This window comes from Mesorhizobium sophorae (assembly GCF_002270415.1).
Taxonomy (GTDB): Bacteria; Pseudomonadota; Alphaproteobacteria; order Rhizobiales; family Rhizobiaceae; genus Mesorhizobium; species Mesorhizobium sophorae.
Map to the genome: position 1 here is coordinate 52071 of NZ_NNRI01000006.1, position 25138 is coordinate 77208.

The 25138-nt window shown below is 60.5% G+C and carries 19 protein-coding genes and 2 pseudogenes; 7 read left to right on the forward strand and 14 right to left on the reverse strand.

Annotation, left to right across the window (positions count from 1 at the left end):
• Positions 1-202: 202 nt before the first annotated feature.
• The gene (locus CGZ66_RS38970; RefSeq protein ID WP_143748665.1) at positions 203-535 is read right to left on the reverse strand and encodes a hypothetical protein; all 333 of its coding nucleotides are present in this window, start codon (positions 533-535) and stop codon (positions 203-205) included.
• A 517-nt stretch (positions 536-1052) separates the two neighbouring features.
• Positions 1053-1167: pseudogene (locus CGZ66_RS04135) on the reverse strand (undecaprenyl-diphosphate phosphatase); the annotation flags it as partial.
• Between the two features lie 47 nt (positions 1168-1214).
• Between CGZ66_RS04135 and CGZ66_RS04140 the strand changes: the two are divergent.
• Positions 1215-1931 (forward strand): hypothetical protein, encoded by a 717-nt coding sequence (locus CGZ66_RS04140; protein WP_095081886.1) that lies wholly within the window; start codon positions 1215-1217, stop codon positions 1929-1931.
• Here CGZ66_RS04140 and CGZ66_RS04145 read toward each other — a convergent pair.
• From CGZ66_RS04145 to CGZ66_RS04165, 5 genes are all read right to left on the reverse strand, one after another.
• On the reverse strand, positions 1869-2738 hold the full coding sequence (locus CGZ66_RS04145) for a tetratricopeptide repeat protein (RefSeq protein ID WP_095081888.1): 870 nt from the start codon (positions 2736-2738) through the stop codon (positions 1869-1871). The genes CGZ66_RS04140 and CGZ66_RS04145 overlap by 63 nt on opposite strands.
• Positions 2739-3240: 502 nt before the next feature.
• Positions 3241-5352 carry an acyltransferase family protein gene (locus tag CGZ66_RS04150; RefSeq protein WP_425352261.1) on the reverse strand — a complete coding sequence of 704 codons (2112 nt, stop codon included), beginning with the start codon at positions 5350-5352 and terminating at the stop codon, positions 3241-3243.
• Between the two features lie 6 nt (positions 5353-5358).
• Positions 5359-6231, reverse strand: coding sequence for a protein-L-isoaspartate O-methyltransferase family protein (locus CGZ66_RS04155; protein WP_206073670.1), 873 nt, complete (start codon positions 6229-6231; stop codon positions 5359-5361).
• 365 nt (positions 6232-6596) lie between these two features.
• The gene (locus tag CGZ66_RS04160; protein ID WP_095081892.1) at positions 6597-9809 is read right to left on the reverse strand and encodes an efflux RND transporter permease subunit; all 3213 of its coding nucleotides are present in this window, start codon (positions 9807-9809) and stop codon (positions 6597-6599) included.
• 4 nt (positions 9810-9813) lie between these two features.
• The gene (locus CGZ66_RS04165) at positions 9814-10944 is read right to left on the reverse strand and encodes an efflux RND transporter periplasmic adaptor subunit (protein ID WP_167391987.1); all 1131 of its coding nucleotides are present in this window, start codon (positions 10942-10944) and stop codon (positions 9814-9816) included.
• A gap of 249 nt (positions 10945-11193) precedes the next feature.
• Between CGZ66_RS04165 and CGZ66_RS04170 the strand changes: the two genes are divergently transcribed.
• Positions 11194-12708, forward strand: coding sequence for an alkaline phosphatase family protein (locus CGZ66_RS04170; protein ID WP_095081896.1), 1515 nt, complete (start codon positions 11194-11196; stop codon positions 12706-12708).
• A gap of 1080 nt (positions 12709-13788) precedes the next feature.
• Here CGZ66_RS04170 and CGZ66_RS39765 read toward each other — a convergent pair.
• The 3 genes from CGZ66_RS39765 to CGZ66_RS04195 form a co-directional block, all read right to left on the reverse strand.
• Positions 13789-14202, reverse strand: coding sequence for a hypothetical protein (locus tag CGZ66_RS39765; RefSeq protein ID WP_167391988.1), 414 nt, complete (start codon positions 14200-14202; stop codon positions 13789-13791).
• 384 nt (positions 14203-14586) lie between these two features.
• Complete coding sequence (locus CGZ66_RS04185; protein WP_245331011.1) at positions 14587-15738, reverse strand: alpha/beta hydrolase; 1152 nt, start codon at positions 15736-15738, stop codon at positions 14587-14589.
• Between the two features lie 464 nt (positions 15739-16202).
• A complete protein-coding gene (locus CGZ66_RS04195; protein ID WP_095081904.1) occupies positions 16203-17249 on the reverse strand; it encodes an AraC family transcriptional regulator in 1047 nt (348 codons plus the stop codon).
• Between the two features lie 824 nt (positions 17250-18073).
• On the opposite strand from CGZ66_RS04195, the gene CGZ66_RS41670 reads away from it, so the two are divergent.
• A complete protein-coding gene (locus CGZ66_RS41670) occupies positions 18074-18580 on the forward strand; it encodes a hypothetical protein (protein WP_425352262.1) in 507 nt (168 codons plus the stop codon).
• Between the two features lie 80 nt (positions 18581-18660).
• Here CGZ66_RS41670 and CGZ66_RS04205 read toward each other — a convergent pair whose 3' ends face one another.
• From CGZ66_RS04205 to CGZ66_RS04220, 4 genes and pseudogenes are all read right to left on the reverse strand, one after another.
• On the reverse strand, positions 18661-19875 hold the full coding sequence (locus CGZ66_RS04205) for a hypothetical protein (protein WP_143748666.1): 1215 nt from the start codon (positions 19873-19875) through the stop codon (positions 18661-18663).
• Entirely contained in the window at positions 19838-20566 is a 729-nt protein-coding gene (locus CGZ66_RS04210; protein ID WP_095081906.1) for a hypothetical protein, read from the reverse strand. Before CGZ66_RS04210 ends, CGZ66_RS04205 begins: the two co-directional genes overlap by 38 nt.
• 72 nt (positions 20567-20638) lie before the next feature.
• Positions 20639-21028 (reverse strand): hypothetical protein, encoded by a 390-nt coding sequence (locus CGZ66_RS04215; RefSeq protein WP_143748667.1) that lies wholly within the window; start codon positions 21026-21028, stop codon positions 20639-20641.
• Between the two features lie 4 nt (positions 21029-21032).
• Positions 21033-21728, reverse strand: a pseudogene (locus CGZ66_RS04220) (IS30 family transposase); the annotation flags it as partial.
• On the opposite strand from CGZ66_RS04220, the gene CGZ66_RS04225 reads away from it, so the two are divergent.
• The 4 genes from CGZ66_RS04225 to CGZ66_RS04245 all read left to right on the forward strand — a co-directional run bounded on the left by CGZ66_RS04225 (position 21685) and on the right by CGZ66_RS04245 (position 25082).
• Positions 21685-22524 carry a hypothetical protein gene (locus CGZ66_RS04225; RefSeq protein WP_167391980.1) on the forward strand — a complete coding sequence of 280 codons (840 nt, stop codon included), beginning with the start codon at positions 21685-21687 and terminating at the stop codon, positions 22522-22524. The pseudogene CGZ66_RS04220 and the gene CGZ66_RS04225 sit on opposite strands and share 44 nt — an antisense overlap.
• Positions 22525-22780: 256 nt before the next feature.
• On the forward strand, positions 22781-24046 hold the full coding sequence (locus CGZ66_RS04230; protein ID WP_245331013.1) for a site-specific DNA-methyltransferase: 1266 nt from the start codon (positions 22781-22783) through the stop codon (positions 24044-24046).
• Positions 24047-24288: 242 nt separating this feature from the next.
• Entirely contained in the window at positions 24289-24729 is a 441-nt protein-coding gene (locus tag CGZ66_RS04240) for a hypothetical protein (RefSeq protein ID WP_206073672.1), read from the forward strand.
• Positions 24726-25082, forward strand: coding sequence for a hypothetical protein (locus CGZ66_RS04245; protein ID WP_206073673.1), 357 nt, complete (start codon positions 24726-24728; stop codon positions 25080-25082). The genes CGZ66_RS04240 and CGZ66_RS04245 overlap by 4 nt, the downstream gene beginning before the upstream one ends.
• Positions 25083-25138 lie beyond the last annotated feature (56 nt).

Genomic DNA, 25138 nt, shown 5'->3' on the forward strand with positions numbered 1-25138 from the left:
CAAGGCCGAACTCCAAAGAAAACTAGCCCATTTTAGTTGGTCTTGACAGCCAGCGCCATCGTCGGTGGGCCTCACTGAGCAACCGAAGCCATCACCTCAGTTTTGAACGCGATTGGGCCCGGTCAGCAGGTTGCTGAAGAAGTCATGAGTTTGCGTGGGTTGAGGCCACTGCAGGAGATTCCGGGCCCTCGCGTCTCGCAAGCTACAAAGCGCCAGGCTCGGCAGTCCGACGAATGCGGACCATGCGGCAGCCGCGGGGCGTGATGTTCAGACGAAGGCAGCCGATCGATTTTGCCGAAGCGGTCTTGCCGACAATTACCGCGCTGCAGAAGGCCGGCATTGCCAGCTGGCGTGGCCTGGCAATCGCCTTGAACAACCGAGGTGTCCGCACTGCTCGCAATGGGCAATGGCAGGTGTCGAACGTGCGCAACCTGCTGGCGCGATCCACGAACCCAGTTTGAGGGTCTGATCCGTTTTTATAGGCGGGAAGATCCAACTCCGATGCAGCCTCCAGGCTGATCTGCAGGCGGTTCAACGGCGTCTTCAGATCATGCGCAGTATCTGATGCTGCAAGGCAATCCGGCCCTTGAGCCGATCGCGCTCTCGGTTCGCTGATCGTGGCTGTCGCCGTGTTGCTATTCGCGTACGAGCGAAGCGTGTGTTTGGCTTTTGAATTATCGCCTGTCACACGCTGAATCGTCGGAAGTCATTCGACGAAATGTCGCCACGCCACCATAAAGGTAGCGGGCTTGTGCAGCGGGAGAAGTTTTCGGCCATTCAGCAGGTGGGCTGTATTAGAGCCAGCCGGTCGCGAACGGCAATCCCGGTTGCGCCGAACTCCGGCTCTGGCGCGTCGCCTCTGACCTGCTCGCCATCGAGATAGCGGCCAATGTCGGCAACGCCGGCGAGCGCCAAGTCGCAGAAATGGCCGAACGGTGGGCGGGATTGATTATTCGGCCGGGCTCAACGGCGGCAGTGCAAGGTTGTTCCTACGCGACGGCCTTGGATGATCCGCACATTCTTGAGCTTCAACGTGATCTCTTCGACGCGCACCTGGCCCAGTAGATGACCGTGACGGCCAAAATCGCACCAGCCGGGATAACGATGTTGAAGGTATCCGAACGTTGTCCGAGCCAGTGCTCCGGCGATGAGAAGATGGCCGCTGCTTGGAGCGTGGCCGGCGAGCATGGTATTGCAATGTCAGGAGGCCGGGGATGCGTGTGATTTTCCGATGTGATCCGATGCTAGTCGAGCATTTGCCACGCCCGATCCCGGCGCGCGGCACTCTACCGGATTGGCTGCGTGCAATGCCCGCCACCGCCTATTCGGCGATCCACGGCCGCGACATTCGCACGCTCAAGCAGTGCCCTCCGGTGGTCGACGCGATGACCTACGGCTTCATGGTCCTGCTGCCGTGCGACGTCGTAGTCGACAAAGGCACCTTTTCCTGGGACTGGAAGATCCCGGACCCGGTCACCGAGAACCACCCTCGGGCACCACTGAGCTTCCACACGCCGGCGCAGCTTGCCGGCAGCCCGTTTGCCAACTCAGGCCGGGCCGCCCTCAAATTCAACAGCTTCTGGACCATCGAGGTCGAGGATGGCTGGTCGCTGTTTGCGACGCATCCGGTCAACCGCGAGGATCTTCCCTTCAGGCTGGTGACGGGTCTGGTGGATTCCGACCGGTTCAGCGATGGCGGTATCAATTTCCCGGCGGTCTGGACGGAGCCCGATTTTTCCGGCGTGCTCCAGAAAGGAACTCCGGTCGCCCAATGCTTCGCGGTTCCGCGGGTCGCGCCGCAACTGGAATACGCGGTGTTCGACGAGAAACGGAAGGCCTCCTATACGCAGACGGTCGCGGATGTCCTGTCAACGCCCGGTGTCTACCGCAAGCGGTTTCGCGCCAGACGCGGGCGCTCCACCGGCGAGTAAACGACGCAGCGCTTCCTCATCAAGCCATAGCCGGCCGCTTGGCGCCGACGCAAGCGCCATCGCGATGACGCCGAAGGTGGATGGGCTCAGACCATAGGCCAATGAATAGGCTGCCATGGCTCCGTGGATGTCGCCGGTTTCCTGCAGCACGACGCCCAGATTGACGGCAGCCTCCGGGGCATCCGGCCTCATCTCCAGCACGCGTCGATAGGCTTCGGCAGCGCTGCCGAATTTGCGCGTGTCCTGACGCAACAGCCCGAGATCGAACCACGCAGTCGCATGCCCGCCGCCAGCGACAGCACGTTCGAGGAAGCCTTCCGCCTCAACGGGCGCGCGGCGTTGCCACGCAAGGCGCCCGAGGCGCGCCATTGCCTCCTCGAATTTCGGATCCCGCTGCAATACGAGTGTCCAAGACGCGCCGGCCGCCGAGGCATCGCCTGCCTGGTCCAGGGTGCGTGCACGCTCTATGAGGATTTCCGCCTGGGATGACAGCTTTGCTGCGCGATCGAGTTGTTGCAATGCCGCGTCGAACCGGCGCTCAGCCCGGGCAATCCTGCATGCCATAATCAAGGCCGGCACATTGTCCGGCCGAGCGGCAAGGCTCGCCTCGATGCGCGCTCGAGCCCCCGGCAAGTCGTTCTTGGCGAACAATACAGCCGCCAGAAGATGGCAAAGCGCCGGATCGCCCGGGTGCTGCCGAAGGCCCAACTCGCACAGATCCGCTGCTTGGCCGTGATCGCCAGAATTGAAAGCGGCCACAGCGCGGCGGATCAGATCGCCGCTATCGCCTTGACTTATGCTGACCACGAAATTGAAACTCCCTCTCGAACCCGAACGCCAGGCACGCCGTGCCGGGTAGTGGGTCAGTTTATGGTGTTATCAGCGTTCGAATCCCCGCTTTGTTCCGGCGATGAAAAGATTAGTAACTGCCTATACTTCGGGCGTCGACTGAGGCAGTTCGGCTCACATGAGAAAAACCCGCCACCAGGGTCAAGGGTGACGGGCTTCCTTAGGAGTCCGGATGCGGTGATGGCGGCGAAGGGAGCCATTAAGGCTAATCTTCAGGGGGGCCGTTGTGGTGCGATTGGCTTACCGCGAGAACTCCCGGCTGGACAATCTGGTGACCAAAATTCTTTGATGGATGCAGCTCGAAGGAGCATTCGGAGCGCGAGCCGGACGCTCACGGACGCGACCCTAATCAGCCTGAGAAATATCATAGCCAAGCCAAATCTGCTTCTTCACTGGGCACTGGATTGCTTCGGTCGGGCTGGCCCTTTCGCACTGCCTAGTAGCAAAGGCAGAAGGGCGTTCAAGGCCTGGCCGTCGCAAGCGATGAGCGATCCCGGGTCAGAAATGGGCTGTACAAATAACTCAGGCCCCTGGCCGTGGCTGCGGTGATATGGTCGGCATCCTTGTAAATCGGCAGACCGTCTCGAACGGCGTTACAATGGCCATTACTGCAGATCGTTGGAAGCGGGTCGACGATCGCGGCGTGATATTTGGCAGCAAGACTCGTCAGGATCGCACGCGAGAGTGCCTGCCGTTTCTCTACATAGTCCCATGGCGGGGCCACATCGGTCGAAGCTCCCGCCATCATCGCTTTGGAAATAGCTTCCGGCATATAGTGACCCATCTCCGGGACATCCATGACCAGGACGACCTTGGTACCCTGTCGCGTCAGGTCCGCCATCAGATCATCGAGCGTTTCGGCGACCGAAGCGGACCTGTCTTCCAGCGCTGCCGGCACAGCTGGGTCGAAATAAACGCCTTCGTTAGGCAGTTCGGCATCGTGGACGTATTTGGGCCAGTAGGCGACCAGGAAGACGAGCGGAATGTGCCGGGATGTGATCAGGTCCCGCACTGCGCGATTGAAGTCGCCACAACGCTTGGTGTCACCGCGAGGTGTGAGCTGAACGTCCGGCAGAGGCGGGCAAGAAGAATGTCCGGCAAAGAGGCCAGCAATACCGGTTTGCATGGCTGCGGCATCGATAGCGGGAGCCATCGCCCCAGAGTGAGAGTCTCCCCATACAAGGAAAGCAGGATTGTTTGATCCTTCGACGCCGAGCGGGCAGAGCTTGCCTGCATGTATGTCTGCCCGCGTCGGCCCCGTCGTGTCGGAATCGGCGAAGCATGGTGGCACGCTGAAGCGGCTTTCGTCATAGGTCGCAGCGTAGACCTTCTGCACATCGGCAGGCAGCCGGCTCGGCACGCCGCCGTGATGCGCAACGTAGTTGCCCAACCCAACCACCGCGATCATCATCACCACCGCCCCGGCAAATAGCGGCCTGCGTCTCACCAAGCTGCCACTGCCACGGAAGGGCTGTTCGACGAACCGCCACGAAACAGCGGCGATGATGAGAGAAACGAGGGCGATCAGGCCGCCGTGAAACAAGGATAACTCGCGGCCGGCCATCACCCGGCTGAACACGATGATGGGCCAATGCCAAAGATAGAGGGAATAGGAGATCAGGCCCACAAACACCATTGGTCTTGATCGGAGGCAGCGGCTGGCAGGCCCTTGTTCATCGTGCGCATAGATTACAAGCGCAGCACCGAGGCATGGGAGTAAAGCAGCCGGGCCGGGAAAGAGAGTGCGTTCGCTAAACCCGAACACGGTGACGGCAATCAGCAAAATGCCGCCCGCTGCAAGACTTGCCCGTATGATCGGCCGTTGCGGCACAGGAATCGCATTGAAGGCCAGCAACGCGCCAAAGAGCAATTCCCAGGCGCGGAACTGCAGCAGATAGAATGCCTCAACCGGGGAATGGAAGACGACCCATGCGCTCGCCGCGAACGAGGCGGTCAGCAGGCCGATCAAGATGGGCACCGTCAATCGCTGCGCAAACCGGCTGATCGTCGCCAGCAGCAATGGAAACAGAATGTAGAATTGTTCCTCGACCGCCAGCGACCAAGTATGCACCAGGGGCTTCATCTGCGCCCCGATGTCGAAGTAGCCACTCTCCTCCTCGAACTTGATGTTCGATGTGAACAAAGCTGTGGCCTTCAGGCTGCGCGCGAAAAATTCCAGTTCGGCCGGCATCAGTAAGAACCATGCGGCCACGGAAGAAGCCGCAAGTATCGCAGAAAGAGCCGGAAATATCCGCCGCACGCGGCGCTCGTAGAAGCGAACCAAGCTGAAATCGCCGCAGGCGATCTCAGCAGAGATCAGCGATGCCATGAGGAAACCGGAGATGACGAAGAACACGTCGACACCGACAAAGCCACCGCCAAAACCCGGAATGCCGGCGTGATACAAGACGACCGGAATAATTGCCAAGGCACGCAGCCCGTCAATATCCGCACGATACGTGAGTCCACCTGATCTATGGCCGTGAACTGGCGCTTGGGCGGACGGGCGCCTTAAAACGAGATTCAAACGAATTCTCCGAATTGCTAGCGCGATGAACGATGTCGCCAGCACACACGCTTAGTCGCCATTGTGGGTCCCGACGATGCCGGACTGGCCAAGTTTGGTGAATGGCACGAAGGACAAGGTCCCGCCTTGATAGATGTCCGAGCGCGCGACGGTAAAGCTTCCATCGGCAGCTTGTTTCTTGGTGACCTTCAGCACATGCTGGACGCCGGGCGGCCCGACAGGGATGACCATGATGCCGTTCGGCCGCAGCTGCTGCAGCAAGGGCGGCGGGATGTGGTCGATGCCGCAGGTGACAATGATCCGGTCGAACGGCGCCTCCTCCTTCAGACCGTAATAGCCGTCGCCGGTGTGGGTTGAGATATGCTGGTATTCGGTGTAGCCGTCGGCGATGAGCCCGTCGTAGATGCCGCGCGTGCGAGCGGCCAGCGGCTTGATGATCTCGATCGAATACACCTTGTCGGTGAGGTAGGAGAGATAGGCGGACTGATATCCGGAGCCGGTGCCGATCTCCAGCACCTTGTCACCTGGGCGCACATCGATGGAGTTGGTCATGCGGGCAACGGTGTGCGGGCCGGTGATGGTCACGCCATAGCCGATGTCGAGATAGTGCCCTTCATAGGCGCGCGCGATGTTCGCCTTGGTGACGAAGCGCTCGCGCGGGGTCAGCAGATAGGCGCGCTTGTTGCGGTCGTCCCAGACGTCCTTGTGGGCAATCAATTGTTCGAAACGGTCCCAGCGCTGCCCCAGGAAATTGGCAGCCTCACCGCGATTCTTCTGCATCCACTGGATGTAGTAGGCCTTGCTTGTCAGCGGAGGGCCGCCGTTTAGCGGCGGCTGGACCTTGGCGACGCCGCCGGTCGAGAAGACAGCCGAGACCAGCCCTGTGGCGCCATAAAGCATCAATTCGCGTCGGCTGAGCGCCATGGCGTTTGACCTTTCCGGGGCGTCGGGCCGTCGGACAATGCCGCAACTCCATTCTCCCGTCCCTGCCACAGAACTCCACCTTTGAATGGACATCTCGCGACAGCTCCAACGGTACATGGGATCGTTTAAGGCCACATTGCTAGCACCATACAAAAGCGTAAGGTTTTGGAAGCCATTCATAGTTCCAAACATGCATCACACTTTGCGCTTCTAAACCCTTGTCGAGAGGAGCGCGACGAAGCGGCGGCGGATCGCGGGCGATCTGCATCAGCACCGCCTTGCGCCCCTGCCTTGGGAACGTCGTTGGAGGCGCTCAGTTCACGGCAGTGATCACATCGCCCTTCCTGCTAGAACGAGCCGATCCCTCAGCCCGGTTTTGCCCTTGATAGAAGCCCATTTCGTCGCTGCTTCGCATGAAGGCTTCTTACTGGAGATCCGCCGCTGGGTTGCGGGAGACTCCACGTCGGCGCCCGGACAGGCGCCACAACGATTTCGGGATCGGCCTTGCGGCGCCAGAACCATCTGAGATGGCTGAACCGGCTGAGATAGATATAGACCACGGGCGTGGTGTAGAGCGTCAGGAACTGCGACAGCAGCAAACCGCCGACGATGGCGATGCCGAGTGGCCGGCGAAGCTCGGAACCCGCGCCGCTGCCGAGCGCCAGCGGCAGCCCGCCGAGCAGTGCCGCCATCGTCGTCATCATGATCGGCCGGAACCGAAGAATGCAGGCCTCGTAGATCGCGTCTTCCGCCGACAAGTGCCGTCGTCGCTCGCCATCGAGGGCAAAGTCGATCATCATAATCGCGTTCTTCTTGACGATGCCGACGAGCAGAATGACGCCGATGAGCGCGATCAGCGAAAAGTCATAGCCGAGCGCCATCAGCGCCAGGAAGGCGCCGACGCCGGCCGACGGCAGCGTCGACAGGATGGTGATCGGGTGCACGAAGCTCTCATAGAGGATGCCGAGCACGATATAGACCGCGATGATCGCCGCCAGGATCAGATAGGGCTGGTTGGCCAGCGACGACTGGAAGACTTTGGCCGACCCCTGATAACGCGTCGTCAACGCCGGCGGCATGATCATCGACTGTTCAAGCTTCTGGATCGCAGTGATCGCATCGCCAAGAGAATGGGCCGCCGCCAGGTTGAACGACAGCGTCACCGCCGGAAACTGGTCCTGATGGTTGATCGCCAGCGGCGACACCGACGTTTCGTAGTGAGCCAGCGCCGACAGCGGCACCATCTGCCCGCTTGTGCCAGAGCGCACGAACAGGTGCGCCAGCGCCGAGGCGTCCTCCTGGAAGCGCCGCTGCAGTTCCAGCACAACATGATGCTGGTCGAGCTGGGTGAAGATCGTCGCCACCTGCCGCTGGCCGAAGGCATCGTAGAGCGTGTCGTCGACGGCCTGCGGAGTGATCCCGAGTTGGCCAATCAGGTCGCGGTCGATCTTCAGCGTCATCCTCGGCGCGCTCGTCTGCAGGTCCCCGGTCACGTCCTGCAGTTCGGGCAAGGTCCGCAATTTTGCCAGCATGATCGGCGCCCATTTGAACAGCTCGTTCACGTCGGGATCCTGCAGCGTGTACTGGTACTGCGTCTTGCTGACACGCGCGCCTATCTGCACGTCCTGGCGCGCCTGGCCAAACAGCGCGATGCCCTCGACCTTGGCCGCCGCCTTGCGCAGGCGATTGATCACTTGCGTCGCCGTCGCATGGCGCTCGCTCAGTGGCTTGAGGTCAATCATCAGCCGGCCGCTGTTGACGGTCGGGTTGGCGCCGACCCAATAGTAGACCGTCTGCACGTCGGGGTCGGCGGTGACCACTGTGGCCAGTTCATGCTGGCGCTGCACCATGGCGTCGTAGGAGATGTCCTGCGCCGCCTCGGAACTGCCCGAAATGGTGCCGTTGTCCTGCTGCGGGAAAAACCCTTTGGGAATGACCTGGTAGAGATACACGGTGGCGCCGAGCGTCGCCGCCATGAACAGCAGCATCACCGGCTTGTGGCGCAGCACCCAGCGCAAACCGGCCTCATAGACGTGCAGCATGCCGGCAAAGGCGGCTTCCAGCGCCCGCGAGGCGATGTTCTCGCGGGCACTTCGGTCGGTCGGCTTCAACAGCCAGCCACACATCATCGGCGTCAGCGTCAGCGAAATCAGCCCCGACATCATGATGGCGATGCTGACGGCGACTGCGAACTCACGGAACAGCCGGCCGATCAGGCCGCCCATCAAAAGCAGCGGAATGAAGACGGCGACCAGCGACAGCGTCATCGAGATGATGGTGAACCCGATCTCGCGCGATCCGCTAAGTGCGGCCTGCAGCGGCGCGTCGCCATTCTCGATATGGCGGATGATGTTTTCCACCATGACGATGGCGTCGTCGATGATGAAGCCGACGGCAATGGTCAGCGCCATCAGCGACACATTGTCGATCGTGTAGCCGAGCAGATACATCAAAGCGCAGGTGCACAGCAGCGACACCGGGATGGTGATGCTGGGAATGAGCGTGGCGCGCACATGCCGCAGGAACAGGAAGATGACGAGCACGACGAGGCCGATGCTGATCGCCATGGTGAACTGCACCCCAGAAACGGAAGCCCGGATCGTCTGGGTCCGATCGCCCAGGATCTGCATCTTGACTGACGGCGGCAGCGTGCGCTGGAGCTCCGGCAGCGCGTTCTTGATCAACTGCACCGTCTGGTTGATGTTGAAGCCGGGCTGTTTGTGGACGTCGATGATGACGGCCCGCTGGCTGCCCAGCCACGCCGCTTGCCTGATATCCTCGACGCCGTCTATTGCCGCGCCGATGTCGCTGACCCGAATCGGCGCGCCGTTGCGGTAGGCGATGATCACCGAATTGAACGAGGCCGCGTTCGAGAGCTGGTCGGTAGCGGCAAGCGTCAGCGACTGCCTGGGGCCGTTCAACGTACCCTTCGGCGCGTTGACGCTGGCGCTGGATATCGCGGCGCGGATATCCTCAAGGCTGAGGCCGAGCTCGGCGGCCGCTGACGGGTTCACCTGGACGCGGACCGCCGATTTCTGCTCGCCATGGAAATCGACTAGCCCGACGCCGGTGATCCGCGACAGCTGCAGCGCCAGGTAGTTCTCGACATAGTCGTCGACCTTGTCGATCGGCAGGTCGGCGGAGGTGACGGCGATCGACATCAACTGCGCGTCGGCCGGATTGGCCTTCTCGTAGGTCGGCGGACTGGGAAGGTCCTTCGGCAAATCGCCGCTGGCGGCGCTGATCGCGGTCTGCACATCCTGCGCGGCGCCGTCGAGGCTGCGGTCGAGATCGAATTCGACCTGGATAGAGGTGCGCCCGAGCGAACTGCTCGAACTGATCGACGTGACGCCCGAAATCAGCGCCAGCTGCCGTTCCAGCGGCGCGGCGACCGTCGTCGCCATTGTCTCGGCATTCGACCCCGGCAGCTTGGCCGAGATCTGCAGCGTCGGGATTTCGACTTGCGGCACGCCGGCGATCGGCAGCAGGAAATACGCCACCAGCCCAACCAGCGTCACGCCGATGGCCAGCAGCGTTGTGGCGATCGGCCGGACGATGAAGGGCGACGAAATGTTCATGGCACTAGTTTGCCGCCTGGGCTGGGCTGGTGATGTCGACCAGGTCTCCTTCCTGGATGCGGTACTGGCCATCGGTGACGACAGTGTCGCCGGGCTCAACGCCCTCGCCGACGACAGCAAGCTCGGCATTCGAATACGCCACCGTCACCGGCCGTTTGACGATATGCCTGTCCTTGCCGACCACGAAAGCATACGTCCCGTCGGGGCCGCGCACTATCGCCGTCACCGGGACCGTGACCACGCCCCGCTGCAATTCGACCTGGACGCGGACATTGACGAATTGCCCCGGCCACAGCCGGTCGTCGGCATTGTCGAAGACGGCGCGTATTCTGATTGTCGCGGTGGCGCCGTTGATCTGGTTGTCGACAACGCTCAGGCGGCCGGTGGCCAGTTGCTGGCCGCCATTGTCATGTGCGACCACGGGGGCGTTGCCGACCTTCATTACGGCCTGGATGCGCGGAAGAGCGTCGGACGGTAGCGAGAAGTCGACGGCGATGGGGTGCAACTGGTTGATCCTGACGATGCCGCCGGTGTCGCTGGCGCGGATGATGGCGCCGGCATCGACCGTGTGGATACCAGCGCGGCCGTCCAGCGGCGAGCGTATCTGCGTGAAGTGCAACTGGATCTGCGCGATGTCGACGGCGGCCTGGTCGACCTTGCCGGTCGCCTCGAACTGCGCCACGGCAGCCTTTGCCGTGTCCAGCGCCTGAGTCGAGCCGACGCCCTTGGTGCTCAGCGTCTGCGCACGGGCAAGATCGAGTCTGGCGTTCGCAAGCGACACGTCATCCCGCGTCTTGGTGGCCTGCGCCTGCGCAAGGGCGGCCTGCAGGGGCTCCGGGTCGATCTCGGCAAGCAGGTCACCGGCGTGCACCTCCTGGCCATCGGCGAAGTCGAGCTTGATGATCTGGCCGTCGATGCGGCTGGTCACGGTCACGCTGCGCAGCGGCGCAACCGAGCCGAGGCCGACCAGAGATACCGGAACATCGCTGCGGCGCGCCACATCGGCGACCACCGGAATGGCGGCGTCCGCCGCCCATGCGTGACCGACGGCCGAGACGTGTGCCAGGCCCGGAATCAGCAAGCCAAAGGCAACGGCCCGAAGGATTCGGGTGGCCTTGCACCAGTCGGCGATCATGCGCGGTCTCTCGTCCGTCCGGTTCCAGGTCGTGGACTCAACAATGGGCGTGCCGCGAGTTCCTGACAAACCACGGCCCGTGACCGACATCTTGCGGAGGCAACCTTTCCGGTGCATCGCCGCTGGCTTACCAATCCGTAAGGTCTTTTGCCAACGAGTTTTCATGAACCTGTCATGTGCCAGCACCTATCCTTGATCCAGCGAGCCTATTTCTTAATCCATCGCGGGCCGCGACATGAGGACCCTTCAATGAAAATGCTATCTCTGGCGCTGGCCGCGTTGGCGGGCGCGCTGTCTGTTCCCAGCGCCAACGCCGCACCTTACAAGCACGTACTGCTCATCAGTATCGACGGGCTCCATGCACTCGATCTGGCAAACTATGTCGCCGCAAATCCGAAAAGCTCGATCGCCGCGCTCGCCAGCACGGGGATATTCTATCCGAATGCGCTCACCAGCGCCCCGTCCGACTCGTTTCCTGGCTTCGTGGCACAGGTAACCGGCGGCACGCCGAAATCGACGGGCGTGTTCTACGACGACAGTTACGACCGCACCTATTTCGCGCCGGCCTCGGATTGCAAGGGCGAGCCGGGTGCCGAGGTGGCCTTCGCCGAGAACATCGATGTCGATTCGACGCGCCTTGATGCTGGCGGCAAACCAGGCAATTTCCGCAGCCAGATCGACCCGGCTAAGCTGCCGATGACGCTGATCAACGGCAAGTGCTCGGTGGTCTATCCGCATGATTTCGTGCGGGTGAACAACATCTTCGAGATCGTGAAGGCTCATGGCGGCCGCACGGCCTGGTCAGACAAGCACCCGGCCTACGAATGGCTGAACGGACCTTCCGGCAAGGGCGTCGACGACCTCTACGCTTTGGAGCAGGACAGCTTGATTCCCGGCACGAAGGTCAAGACGACGGGCAGCTTCAAGGCCGAGCGCGACTTTGACGAAGCGCGGGTCAAGGCGGTGATCAACGAAATCAAGGGCCTCGACAGCACCGGCTCGCATCCGGCAGCCGTCCCCACGCTTTTCGGCATGAATTTCCAGGCTGTGAGCGTGGGGCAGAAGCTTCCCAAGGCGGGTCCTGGCGACGAGGCCGGTCTGGTTGGCGGCTATCTGGATGCCAGCGGCGCGCCTAGCAATGGTCTTGCCGGGCAACTCGCCTATGTCGATGGCGCCATCGGCGAACTGATGGCGGCGCTCAAGGGCAATCATCTCGCCGACTCGACGCTGATCATACTTGCCTCGAAACATGGCCAGTCGCCCATCGACCCCGCGACGTTCCAGCCACTGGACGATGATCCGTACACGAAGACGCCGGGTTACGCCTTCCACATCGCCGACGACGCCGCGCTGATCTGGCTCAAACCGCAAGACAGGGTCAAGAACCTCGCGGCGGCGCAGGATTATCTCGAGAAATCCAGCAAGGCTGAAGGCATCGCCCAGATCCAGACGCCGAACGCGCTCGCTCTCGCCTATCAGGATCCGGCCACCGACAGCCGTACACCGGACTTCATAGCCACGGTCAATCCGGGTGTGGTCTACACATCCGGCTCGAAGATTGCCGAGCACGGTGGCGCCAATGCGAACGATCGCAACGTAGCGCTTCTTATCAGCGGCCCTTCGGTCAAACCGAGGTCGGTGCCGGCTCCGGTGCAGACGACGCAGGTCGCTCCCACCATCCTGCGGGCTCTTGGCTATAACGCGAACGAACTTCAGGCCGTCAAGCTCGAAGGCACCCAGGACCTGCCGACGATACCGTTCTAAGCCCAGGATCGTACTGTTTCACAATTGGCCGCGGGGGTGCTCGGCGGCCAATTGTTTTGTGAGCAGCAAGTGTTTGCAAACAGGTGACCGCTTCGCTGATGGCAGGCCGAGATCATGACGCGTCGTCTAATTGGCCACAATTTTAGCAGGAGTGGCGCACCAGCCGGTCGGCTTTTGAGCCAAAGCAGATCCCATTCGCTGGGCATATGCCGGTCGATATAGATCGTCTTACCATCTTTCGAATAGCCGACGAGGAAGACTCTGGGGGCAATGCGCTTCGAGGCTGCTGGCCTAGCTATTGTCGTCCGGTTCGATAGGAGGGCTGAACGACAATTTGTGGGCGCTTGTACCCGTCTGGCTGAACTGGCGAGCCTGTGCCCGTCTCGGACCCATTGTTGAGTTGAATTGGCTGTTTTGCCGAGGTCCCACCATCGCCTTCAACGTATAGCCGTTCACTCTCCGTTTGGCTCGTTCCGTTGCCATAGTAGATGATTGACGGCCATTTCTTGTCGACCCTTTGCTCGTCTGCCAAGCTACAGGTTGCCGCGAGAATCAATGCAGCCAGCGCCAAGATAGCCTTCATTTTAGTCATCCATCACAAACCAAAAAGATGCGCATGGAATCAGAAGTTTGTCGTTAAAGGAATTCTGCAAATTGTAGTCTTCCGCGAAGTCAGCCAGCAAGGCAGAGACGGCAACAGAAGACCCGCAGGCCGAGCGTCATTCGTTTGCCGCCTCCACCACCACCGCCGGATTCGATAACCCTGACAAGATCCATGGTCCACTCCACCATTTTTTCGGTCATATCTGTCCAGAGCTTTTCGTGCCTGCATTCATCTGCCGCGCGGCATCGACGTAGGCTTCGCGGATTTGCGCGTACCTGGCCTCACGCTCCGCTTCTGGCAAGGCGACGATCTCAGAGGCCACGGAGATATCACGCGCTGACGGCCAGCAGGCTGCTGGATTCGCACCGGACCACAGACACCGGCACGTCCTCAGACACAATCCAGAAACAAAATTCTACATTCCGGAAACGCTGCCGAAAAATACCGGAGCCATATTCTTTGTCGCAAGGGTCGGGTCATCGACCTGATCCAACTCCGGCCAGCGAAAAAGGAAATGGCTCATGAAAAAGTCCCTGTCCGCCCTCGGCCTTGCTGTTGCACTTGCTCTGACGATGCCGGTCATCGGCGCGAGCAGCGCGAATGCAGCGATGACGCATAGCACTGTGACGCATCATCATCACTATCACCATCACCATCACCACTATCACCATCATCACAATCACCATTATCATCACGTTAACCGGCATCGCCAACATCATAACCAGCCGGCTTACTAAGTACGGGCTCGCCACTAGAAGACTGGCTCTGAATTTCATCCGAGCCGGTCTTCTTTTGTGCGGCAGATGTCGCCCACCAGCTGCCCCGGTCGATATGCGACCGGTCTGGTTTTGCTGCGCGTCCATGAAATTGCGCAGGGTGATGTAGTCCAAAGGGGACCGCTCAGCGGCGTTGGTGCCAATGTGGGCCCCTTTTTCGAGATGACCCCCGCCTGTCGGATATGCCCCCAGCGGGCCTTTGCCGCTCCTACCAGCGCGAGCCGAGCGGGGTCCGCGATCCGTGCTTGCGCAAACCGCGGGTGCCTTTGTCGTCGATCTGAGGGGGACCTACAAGGCAATGGCAATGGGTCGCAAGTGCCTCACGAAATGATCGCCATACGTGCATTCGACCCTAAAGCGCGCCGCGTTTGAAAGTATTCGTCCGACGCGCTTGTCTTGTTTTTATGGATGTCGTTGTCGCAAAACCGCTGCACACTTTTTCGATGCACAAGGCGCCGGCCTAATCGCCGGCGCCATCGCCGGCTAAAGCCCTCTCTGTCATCGGTTGGTGACCGTATCTCCCAGAACGCCTTTGAGTTCATCCGCTTCGCTGGAAAGGTGTCGTCTCGATGTCGGATCGACGATCGATTCTGGTGCCGCAACAGCAAGCCCGACAGCCTCGCCCGTAGCCATTCCAATGTTGGCCGATTCCCTAAACATCCTGTCGCCAAGTCCCTCATGCCAATCATCAATGATCTGGCCGTCTTCGAGGCGTCCGCCGATCAGTCGGACCAACTCCGGGCTAGTTGAGAACTTGCCGTGATTAAGGCTGTCGTCGCCCTCCCGCTTGGTCAGATCAACAACTGCAATGTGTTCCGAGGCAAGTTGGGTCTTGTATGGTTCTTTGGTCGGATCGATGGCTCCAAGCCTGGCTGTGCTGCCCCAAACACGGCGTGAAATCGCCAGCGCGTGATCATCCTGCGAAACGAACAAGGTGAAATTGGGCCTCGGGCTTCCCATGTCGTCGATCTCGTTGGCGAATACATCGACGTCGACATCCGGCGCAGCAAGCATGACATCCTTGATTTTGGCCGGCAAGCGCCGGTCCCGTATCGCCATTTGACGGAGCGTCTCCAGCGTCAGCCAATTGCCCATGGAATGCGCCAGTATTGTTATTTCGCCGACGGATGGATCCTTTGCCAAAAGGTTCAACACCTGCTCAAATCCGTCGCGGGAAAAATTGGTGCTCTCCCGATCATAGCCATAGGCGAAAACGCTGGCACGCGAGGGCCAGGTGAAAAGCACTGGCACGATCGGCGTGCCGGCATCGTGGACGATTTGGGCGGACCGAAAGACAGCATCATCAAAGCGGTTATTGAAGCCGTGTACGAACACGAGGACGCGGCGTTTCGGCGTCACATCGGCGTCCGATCGAACCCATTGGCGGGCCTGCTCAAGATCGAGTCGCTCTGCCTTCATTGCCACAAAATCAGTGGCAGGATTGCCCGGCGTCTTCTTTGGCCATTCGACCTCGCCGATTTTGCGAGTTTTGTCAGGAGGGATGGAAACGACAATATTGGCAAAGCTCAACGCCTTGCCGCGCTCGCCCGAGTACATTTCACCTGAAGTTGTGTCAGCCCGGCGCATCGTTGCCACCAACATGTCGACTTTTGACGTGTTGGGAGCGATGGCCGATACCGGAAGCAGCACATTCTCCGGGCGTCCTGCACAGGCCCCGAGAAGCGCCACCAAAACTAAGGATGGAAGGACCGGGCTTTGCTTAGTCCACATCCTAGCACACCAAAAATGCATCAATCTTCCTCCCGAAATCCTGCAGCGATGCGTGCCGCAGATCTTCCTCGCCCCGCAATGCTTCACACGGCCTACCAGCCCAGGCTAGACCCCCATTGCGTCGCCGGCCGCTTCATACCCTTGGGCGCGGCCCCTGCGTGGTCCTGGACACCCTTCCAGAGCCGTTCGCGCATCTCCCGGTTCAAGGTGATGAATGCCGAGCCTACATAGCGACCCGGTGCTGCGATCAGCTAAGAGCTCGATCGCAGGCTTACTTGCCTCCGCTCCACTCTACTGCAGGTCGAATTCGCCGAACGCGTGGCACTTCGCCTTTCAGCCCTTTGATCGACGTGCCGCCGCGGCATCTGCAGTTCGCGATCGCATCAACCGCTATCGCGACTCCGCCGCTGCTCTGAAGGGCTTTTCCCAGTCCATCGACGGCACGCATGGGTGAATGCGCTTTGCTGGCGAAAGCCGAGCAGCCAGGCGATTTGCGAAATTTGCAGTTTTGGTTCTTCGAGATAGCGCACGGCGAGATCACGCCGCAGTTCGTCCAGTATTTCTCCAAAGCTCAGCCCTGCTGCTGCCAAACGGCGGGCGAACGTCCTTTCGCTGAGCCCAAGCTGCTTTGCGACCGCCTTCGCCTGCGCTTCGGCGTGCGGGAGCAAAGGCGCAATGGCGTTCTCCACAACCGTTCGGAAAGGGCTCACAGTGGCAGTGCGAACCACTATGGCATCCTCGCAGCTCTTTAGCATCAGTTCGTGCAGAAATGGGTCAGCTCCAACCATGGGGAGGTCCATCGATGCAGCGTCGAAACTCAGTCCATCCGCATGCGCGTCGAACTCGACCTCGCAACCTAACAGCTTTCGTACCCGCTGCAGATGGTCTGACCTATGGTGGACGAAACTCGCTGCAAGCGGTACCAGCTTTCGGCCGACAAGCTGCCGGCAAAGTCGCAACATCACAAGAGTGAAAAACTCCATCTGATGCCGGTCCAGGTGACGCGGCACCCCCGCATAAGACAAGCCCACGCGACAGAAGGTGCCGTTGTGAATCCTTGCGACCAGCGCCTCATTACCCACGCACACGTACCGCTCAAGCCGCCCGAGAGCGTCGCCGAGTTGGTTCGATGAAGCAGCCACATAGTAAAGCATGCTCAATTCGCGCAAATCGACTTTCTCGGCTAGGCTGAACCCGAAAAAATCGTCTCCGACTTCGTGTGCGGCCAACTCAAGAAATTCAATCTGGGAAACCACGCTGATCCTGTCGCGCCGATCAAGCGCCGCGGCAGAAAGGCCAGCGCGCGCCAGCAACCGCGCCGGGTCGATGTTGCGTCGCTCTAGTTCAGCAGAGGCCAAGCGTGCGGCCAGACCTGCTGCAGTCGGTATGGCTGCCAGTCTTCGAACAGCCGTTTCACTCTGTTCGACCACTGGCACACACCTTTTCGGACCGCTCGATCCTCACATTATGAACCTTGGCAGCTAAGCGCAAATACTTGTCACAGCGCCGCAAGATCAACTCGGACGAACCATCGATGTGAACAATCCGCAGGAAAAAGATCTAACCGCAGTCGCTGAACGGCCGACGGAAACTGGGACGTGTTTTCGCAGTCCGTTCCTGCGACCGACGGCAGGACACCTGCGGCGAGGAGGCGGCGGCGCAAGAGAATCTAACTTTGCGCCGCTGTCCCTCCGAGCCGGTTAATCAAAGCATGAAGAAATTGGCGGGAACGGCGGTCGGAGAGGTAGCGCGACGTTCCCGCCGGTCCGGGCCGACTGGTCGTTGCAAGCGACGGTGTGGCTTGGGTTGGCAGCATGTCGCCGACCATTGCCGTGCGTAGAAGTCGAAGGCCTCTACAAAAAAACGGAGAAGGTTAGTTTTCGGTGCCCTCCCCTCTACCACCTTCAAAGTCCAAACCATTCTCCGGTCCCCTCACGGCTTCCCGAAATCCCAGCGTTTGCGGGATGTGCGGCCGAAAGCTGGGGAGAGCGGAAACATCGTTCTCGCCCCAACCGCTCTCTGAATGCCCATCATTCTCCGAAGCTGGGGAGTAGCTCCAAAAATCCCCAGGTTTTGACAACAGCAATATCAATGCCTTAGCGCCAGCCTTGCTGCGGCAGTTTTGCGGTTCGCTCGCCTGTCAAGAAAGACCACAACTAAGTTGTCGCTCGCTAGGCCCGGCTTGCGCCAACACGGACATCGCCAAGCCACTGCTCGACGTCGTTTCTGGGCCGACAACTGCCCGACCGCTATCGTGACGAAGTTACCAGCAAGCGGTCGTTCCGATGACGACCCCATTGTCGCCGTCTGCGGCAAGCACGTCGAACTGCGGGATTTGCCCCTAGCCGACCTTCGCCCGAACCTGGTGAGAGTGAAAACTCGAAGAGCGTTTGGTGGATCGCCAAGCTGCAAGGAGCCTATCGACATTGGCGTCCACGCCATCGCCAGTATCCAGTTCAAGGTCGTAGGACTTGCCGACATGAATGGTCTCGAAGTCGCGCTTTGCGCTGCCTTCTGGCCTGTCGCCGCGCCGCTTCTCGCGCTTAATCAGCACTTCAAGCGGGCAATGCACAGCGACGAAGAAAACATCGTGGCGTTCAAGGAACTCGCACAGCACCTTCAGGCAGCCCTCGGTATCCAGTATATGCTCAGAATGAGGTGGTTGCTCGCATCCGCCGTCACAGACCTCGGTTTTGCGCATGCATCAAGCAAGGACCTAAAGCGCGTCGCGTGCATCCGTTTCGACGCGACGCGCTTTTAGATTTGAAGGCTTCGGCGGCGGATCTTCGCGCCCGTCCGCAAAGGGAACAGGCAGCAGGGGGAAAGGGCAGCATCCCAAAGTCACCAGCTCTCGAGCATTTCATAGCGACGGCGCATCAGGTAGATGCTGGCGTTCTCGTAGTCGCGCCGGTCGAGCATGGCGCGGTCTTCGGCAAAAGTCTCGCCCCGAAACATCCGTCTGAGGCGCGGATCGAGGTCGGCTCGGGCCTGGGTCCGCAGGTCCTCCGCACAGGCGCTGTCGCCCATCGCATGGCAGGCGGCGGCCCCGACCACCGCAAAGTCGGCATTGAAGCCGAGCACCTTAATATAGTAATTCGCGAAACTGGCGGCGCGCGGGTACTCGCCTGCGCCGTACAGCTCGTAGAGGATACGGAAGTTGAGGTTGCGCGACAGGATGTGCGGAAAGGCCAGGATGGCATCGTCGAAGCCCTCGATCATGCCGGGCTTCTGATCGGTGAGCTCGGAAAGCGCCATGATGTAGTCGCCCAGGGCACCGACCAGCGGACCTGCCTGTCGATCGAGGATGTATTCGATATCCCCTCTCGCTTGCGTGTTGTCCATTGTGGCGAAGAAATCGGCGTCGCGCCAATAGTAGAGATTAGATCTCTCGACGCCGGGTGCCAGAGCGGCGGCGGTGTCGATCATTGTCTTTCCGTCCGTCGACTCGAAGAGAACCGCTTCCTTCAGAACCGAGTCCATTGTGTCGAAGGGGATCGAGAACAGCTTACGGCCGCCTTCTTCGAACCAACGGCCGCCGAAATCCTGCATCAGCGCATTCTTGGAAAGGAGAAAGTTCTCTTCGGCCCGCGGATCGATGAAGGTCACCAGCTTCTTGTCCGCATCGATACGGTAGATGATGGTCGAGTGATCGGTAAAGCCATCGCTCAGCATGGCATTGTCGCCCGGCGCAAGGATGCATGGCCAGCGATCGATTGGCATCATCAGGTCGCCGCTCGGCAGGTCGACTTCAGTCGCGCTTCCTGCGGCCCCAAAACGCACGACGGCCATGGGATTGGTCAGGTAGTCGTGCTCCCAGATGTTCCAGAGCATCTGGTCGGCCGGTCCTTCCTCATCCATCGCCTCATTGTTGACGTAGGGCGCCTCGTTGGGGCTGCCGTAGGGCGATGCCGCCCTCAGGTCGAACAGATGCTCGAGGTTCTCGAGCTTCAGTTCGCTTCGAACCACCGGACAATCGGCAATGCCGGCAACGACCGGCAATGTCGCGCCCGCAAGTAGGCTAGTTGTGCAGATACAGAGGCTCAGAACGCGTTTCATGATCAACCCCGTCGATAGTGTATTTGGCGATGATCTGGAGACCCTTGAGCGGGGCGTCGGCATAGCGCAGCCACAGATCCAGGGTATAGGTTGCGTCGGTCGGGTTGAGCTCGATGACTTGGGCCCGGCCCTTGCAATCGAGCAGGTTCTCGGGCCGACAGGTTAAGTACTGCCCGTTCGGGTCATTGTAGACGACCGTGGTGCCACCGCCTTTCATGACGCCGAGATAGGTATTTATCGGCCGCGCGCCTGCCCAGGATTCCTCCTCGCGATGGGGCGCGGCGGCGCCGGCTTTCACGGCCGCCACGACCTCGGGCGGCACATCGTCGATCGGCGCGATGGCGATGGAATTGATCGCGAGCCGGGGTGCGGGAGTCTTGAGCGAGAGCTGGGCGCGAAGCTTCACGCCCTCCGAGAAGACCCTGGCCCCGGCGACCTTGATCATGGTGCCCCCGGACAGCGGCGCAAGCTCCTGCTCGTCCAGCTTCACATGCAGTCCATCTTCGATCCGCGGCTCCGGAGCGAAGCGATCGTGGAGTTCCAGGAGGGCGGCAATGCCGACTATGATGGCGGAGATCGTGGCGATCGTGGTCGCCATCGCATACTTCTCGAAAAAGGCAAACAGCCTGCCAGCCAGGCCCTGCGGTCTGGCTTGAAGTGCCTCCGGCTTGCGACGTGTCACGCGTCCCATGGCGGGTTCCCCAACCCTGCAGCATTGTAGCACATGGGCGCGGCACGCTCCAGCCCAGCGGATGAGCCGGCGCTAGGCTTCCGCGCCCGACACATCGATCAACGGTGCAACGAGATCTAGGAGGCCAACATCCATCTGCTCCGTCGTGAACATAGACCATCTCTTGTAGAAGGTCTTCCAATCACCAACAGCCTGGCCAACCGTCGGCGGACACATGAATTTTGCGAAGTAGTTTCGACCCTCAAACACCTTCGCCAAACTCACCACATTCAGTAATATTTCTCCAAACGCAGGGACATGCCGGAGCGTCTGCTCGTGAAAAACGCGCTGCATATCAATGATGAAATGGCGAGTGTTTTGAGAGATTAGACAGCATTTGAGGCGAAGCCGCTGAACCGGTGATGTCTGCTTCTGGAGGCGGCGATAGCTAACGGAATGACCGAGATGCGGCGGTGAGTTCAACTGGTCACCGCAACACCTTCTGTAGCCTATCGGCCGGCGTTTCGAAGTCCAGGATTTTTCGGGGGCGCTGATTGAGCCGCAGAGCGACGGCGTTGAGTTGGGCTTGGGAGACACGGGAGAGGTTGGTTGCTCTCGGGAAGTACTGCCTGAGCAGACCGTTGGTATTTTCGTTGGTGCCGCGCTGCCAGGGACTGCGCGGATCGCAGAAGTAGACCTGTAGATCGGTTGCAACGGTGAAGCTCCTGTGACGAGCCATCTCCTTGCCCTGGTCCCATGTCAACGAGCGCCGCAGCTCTTCGGGCAATGTGCCGATCTGCTTGGCGAGGGCCGCCACGACGGTGGCCGAGTCCCTTCTCGTCAACTTCACAAGCATCGTGAACCGGCTGTGTCGTTCGACGAGGGTGGCGATGTTCGTGTCGTTCGCACCGGTGAGCAGATCACCCTCCCAATGGCCTGGGATAGCTCGATCCTCAGCCTCAGCGGGACGCTCGCGGATGGAGACCATATCGAGTATCTGCCCTTGCCCCGTCCGGCGCTGTGCACCTTTGGCGAGGCGCATCTGCCGTTTGGTGCGCAGATGTGCCGTCAGTTCCTTCTTGAGTACCCCTCGCGACTGGATGAATAGACTGCGATAGATTGCTTCATGAGATATCCGCATGCTTGGATCGCCCGGGTACTCTCGCCTCAACCAGCCCGCTAAGCCGAAACAGATTCGACTGCCTGGCATCTCCATCGACTTCAAGTCGGGCGAGAACGAGTTCGTAGTCGGGCCACAAGCGGAACGTCCCGATGGCGTGGTGTATTGGCCCGAAGGGCGGCTGATCGCTCCGGATGTTCTGCCGCCGTTCGTCGACCGCGGCGCCGGTTCTGTCGAGACCGAACGCGAGAGGGTCAATGGGCGCTATCCGCGCGGTATCCGGCACACGACACTGAAGCGACGCGCCCGTGAGCTTGTTCTGGCCGCGGAGAGCTTCGACGGAATGGTTGCCGACCTCCTCGCGTTTCGGGATTGGGAGATTGAACAGCCAGAGGAATTTTCCAACGATAGTCTCATCAATCTGGCGGAATGGTTTTGGGAGAAGCGCGAGCAAGGCGAACTGTGGACCAAAGCCACTTCGGTTGTTCAGATCCCTCGCGCCGCACTCGACAAACTTGCCCGGCTTGGCGAGGGCCTGGCCTTTCTACTCTATGGCATCCTTGTGTCCGCGCATGGCCACCAGCCGGCCGCTCCGTTTGCAATCGTGCCGGACGCCCTTCGCGAAAACGGCCGCCTGAAAGCGGGCCGACGGCAGATTTACGCTGCGATCCAAGTTCTTTTGGAGGCTGAACTGCTGGTTTGCCACAAGAAATCTCGCGGGAACCGCAACCACCATCTCTATCTGCTTGGTGCCGGGGTGCCGGCGGTAGCGGGTGAAGAAAGAGGAGAAGGATCTAAGCTTATATTAGTATCCGAAAAGGACACACACTCTGCCCCCGACGAGGAGCTTGCGGCATGAAGCGCGAGCTCGATCCTCATAGGCCGGCCGATGATCGGCACTCGGCTGTCATTCTCGATTGGTCGCAAGCTTTTGCCGCACGAGTGATGTCGCGCATCCATGAATATGACGACGACTGGCCAAAGCCGTTTAACACAAACACGATCATTCGGTTCGAGCGATGTGCAGCCAGGAGGGTTGGTCGGAGATGAGGAATGATAAGCAGAACTTCAACAACGACGAGACGTCTCTCTCTGGGTCCCACACTCCAAGATGCTTGGACTCGGTTGACCACATCGAGAATGGCGCTCTTCCTCTCGCTGTGGAGTACCGTCCTGCCGCGGCTCTGATCCCGTTCGCCAAAAATGCCCGCACCCATTCCGATGCTCAAGTCGCGCAGATCGCGGCGTCGATCCGTGAGTTCGGCTGGACGAACCCGATCCTCGTCGATGGCAACAACGGCATCATAGCCGGTCACGGGCGCCTGCTGGCGGCACGCAAACTCGGGATGGGCGAAGTCCCGGTCATCGAGCTTGCCGGCCTCACCGAGGCGCAGAAACGGGCCCTGGTGATTGCCGACAACAAGCTGGCGCTCAATGCAGGCTGGGACACTGAACTGCTCGGCCTCGAACTCGCCGATCTCGGTGGACTTGGCTTTGATCTGTCGCTAACGGGGTTCGACGAGATCGAGATCGCGGCGCTCACTAGCACTACCAATTCGGGCCTGACCGATCCCGACAATGTTCCCGAGCCGCCTGAGAAGCCGACCGCCCTGCCAGGCGATGTCTGGCTGCTCGGAAAGCATCGGCTGATCTGCGGCGACAGCACCAACACTGCCGACGTCGAGCGCGTGCTGGCCGGCGTCAAACCGCATCTGCTGGTTTCGGATCCGCCTTATGGCGTCAGCTACGATCCGGCCTGGCGAGAACGTTTTGGCGACGGCGCCAACCTCGCCAAGGGCACTGTTCTCAACGACGATCGTGCCGATTGGCGCGAGGCATGGGCACAGTTCCCTGGCGATGTCATGTACGTCTGGCATGGCGCCCTCCATGCCACCACAGTCGCCGTCAGTCTCGAGGCCAGCGGCTTCGCTGTTCGCTCGCAAATCATCTGGGACAAGACCCGTTTGGTTATCGGCCGCGGCGATTATCACTGGCAGCACGAGCCAGCCTGGTACGCCGTCAGGAAGGGTAAGAAGGGCCATTGGGCTGGTGACCGCAAGCAGACCACAGTCTGGGCCATCCCGCACCGAAAGTCCGACACAGGCCACGGCACGCAGAAGCCTGTCGAGTGCATGCGACGTCCCATCGAGAACAATTCTTCGCCGGGCCAGGCCGTCTACGAACCGTTCTGTGGATCGGGCACCACCATCATCGCTGCCGAGATGACGGGACGCTCCTGCCACGCGATCGAACTCAACCCAACCTATGTCGACGTCTCCGTGCTGCGCTGGCAGGCCTTCACCGGCCAGGCAGCGGTGCTGGAAGGCGACTGTCAGAGCTTCGCCGAGGCAAAGCTTGAGCGGATCGAGACAAGGCCATGACCACCAAGACTGCGATCCTGCAGGCGATACGCCAAAAATGTCTGGACTGCTCCGGCTATCAACCCGCCGAGGTTCGGGAGTGTCCCGTCAGCACGTGCGGTTTGTGGCTGTTCAGGTTGGGGATGGACCCCGACCCCAGCCGGACTCGCGGCTTCGCCAAATCCCCCGTGTACACGGACCCTTCCGGGCAAGGCATGCCTACCCCCAAGGCGAGGCAGCGCACCGGAACCGGAGATATTTGAATGGCCCGTCCCAAGCATGTGCCTGACGCCTTCCACCGCCGCCAGGTCGAGGCGCTGGCCGGCTACGGTGTTCCGGAAGCCGAGATTGCCGGCATGGTCGGTGTCGATGCGAAGACGCTGCGCAAACACTATCGGCAGGAACTGGCATTTGGCCACACCAAGGCCAATGCGAAGGTGGCGGAGAACCTCTTCCGCAAGGCAACAGGCGAGGGTCGTGAATCGGTCATCGCCGCGATCTTCTGGCTGAAGGCCCGCGGCCGCTGGAAGGAGACCGCCGTCAACGAACACTCAGGCCTTGACGGCAAGCCGATCGAGCAGGTGCACGAAATCCGCCGCATCATCCTTTCACCGCCTGACTGGACGGAGATAAAGGCATCGCGTGGGGTAGCGCCGAACGATCTCGGCGAAGAACCTGAGTGGTCGAAGTGGAGCCCGCAATGACCAGAGCTGCCGACGCCGAGAACCAACGGAAGCCGCACTGCGCCCAGGTGGAAGCAATGGCAGGGTATGGCGTCGCGCCGGCTGACATTGCCCAGGTACTCGGCATCGAGGTCGAGACGCTGAAGGCTGACTATGCTTCTGAACTCGATGGCGGTCACATCAAGGCCAACGCACGTGTTGCCGAAAGTCTCTACCGCAAGGCCACCGGCGAAGGACGCGAAGCCGTCACAGCGGCCATTTTCTGGCTGAAGACGCGAGCACGGTGGAAAGAGACCTCCGTTCATGAGGTCGAAGGAAAATTGGACACATCGGTGACCTTCATCACCACCTACGAAGATCGGAAGTTGCTGTAGGCACGCTTTGCCGCGTGTCTCCGCCAAGGTCGGCCGATTTGCAGTTAAATCAACAG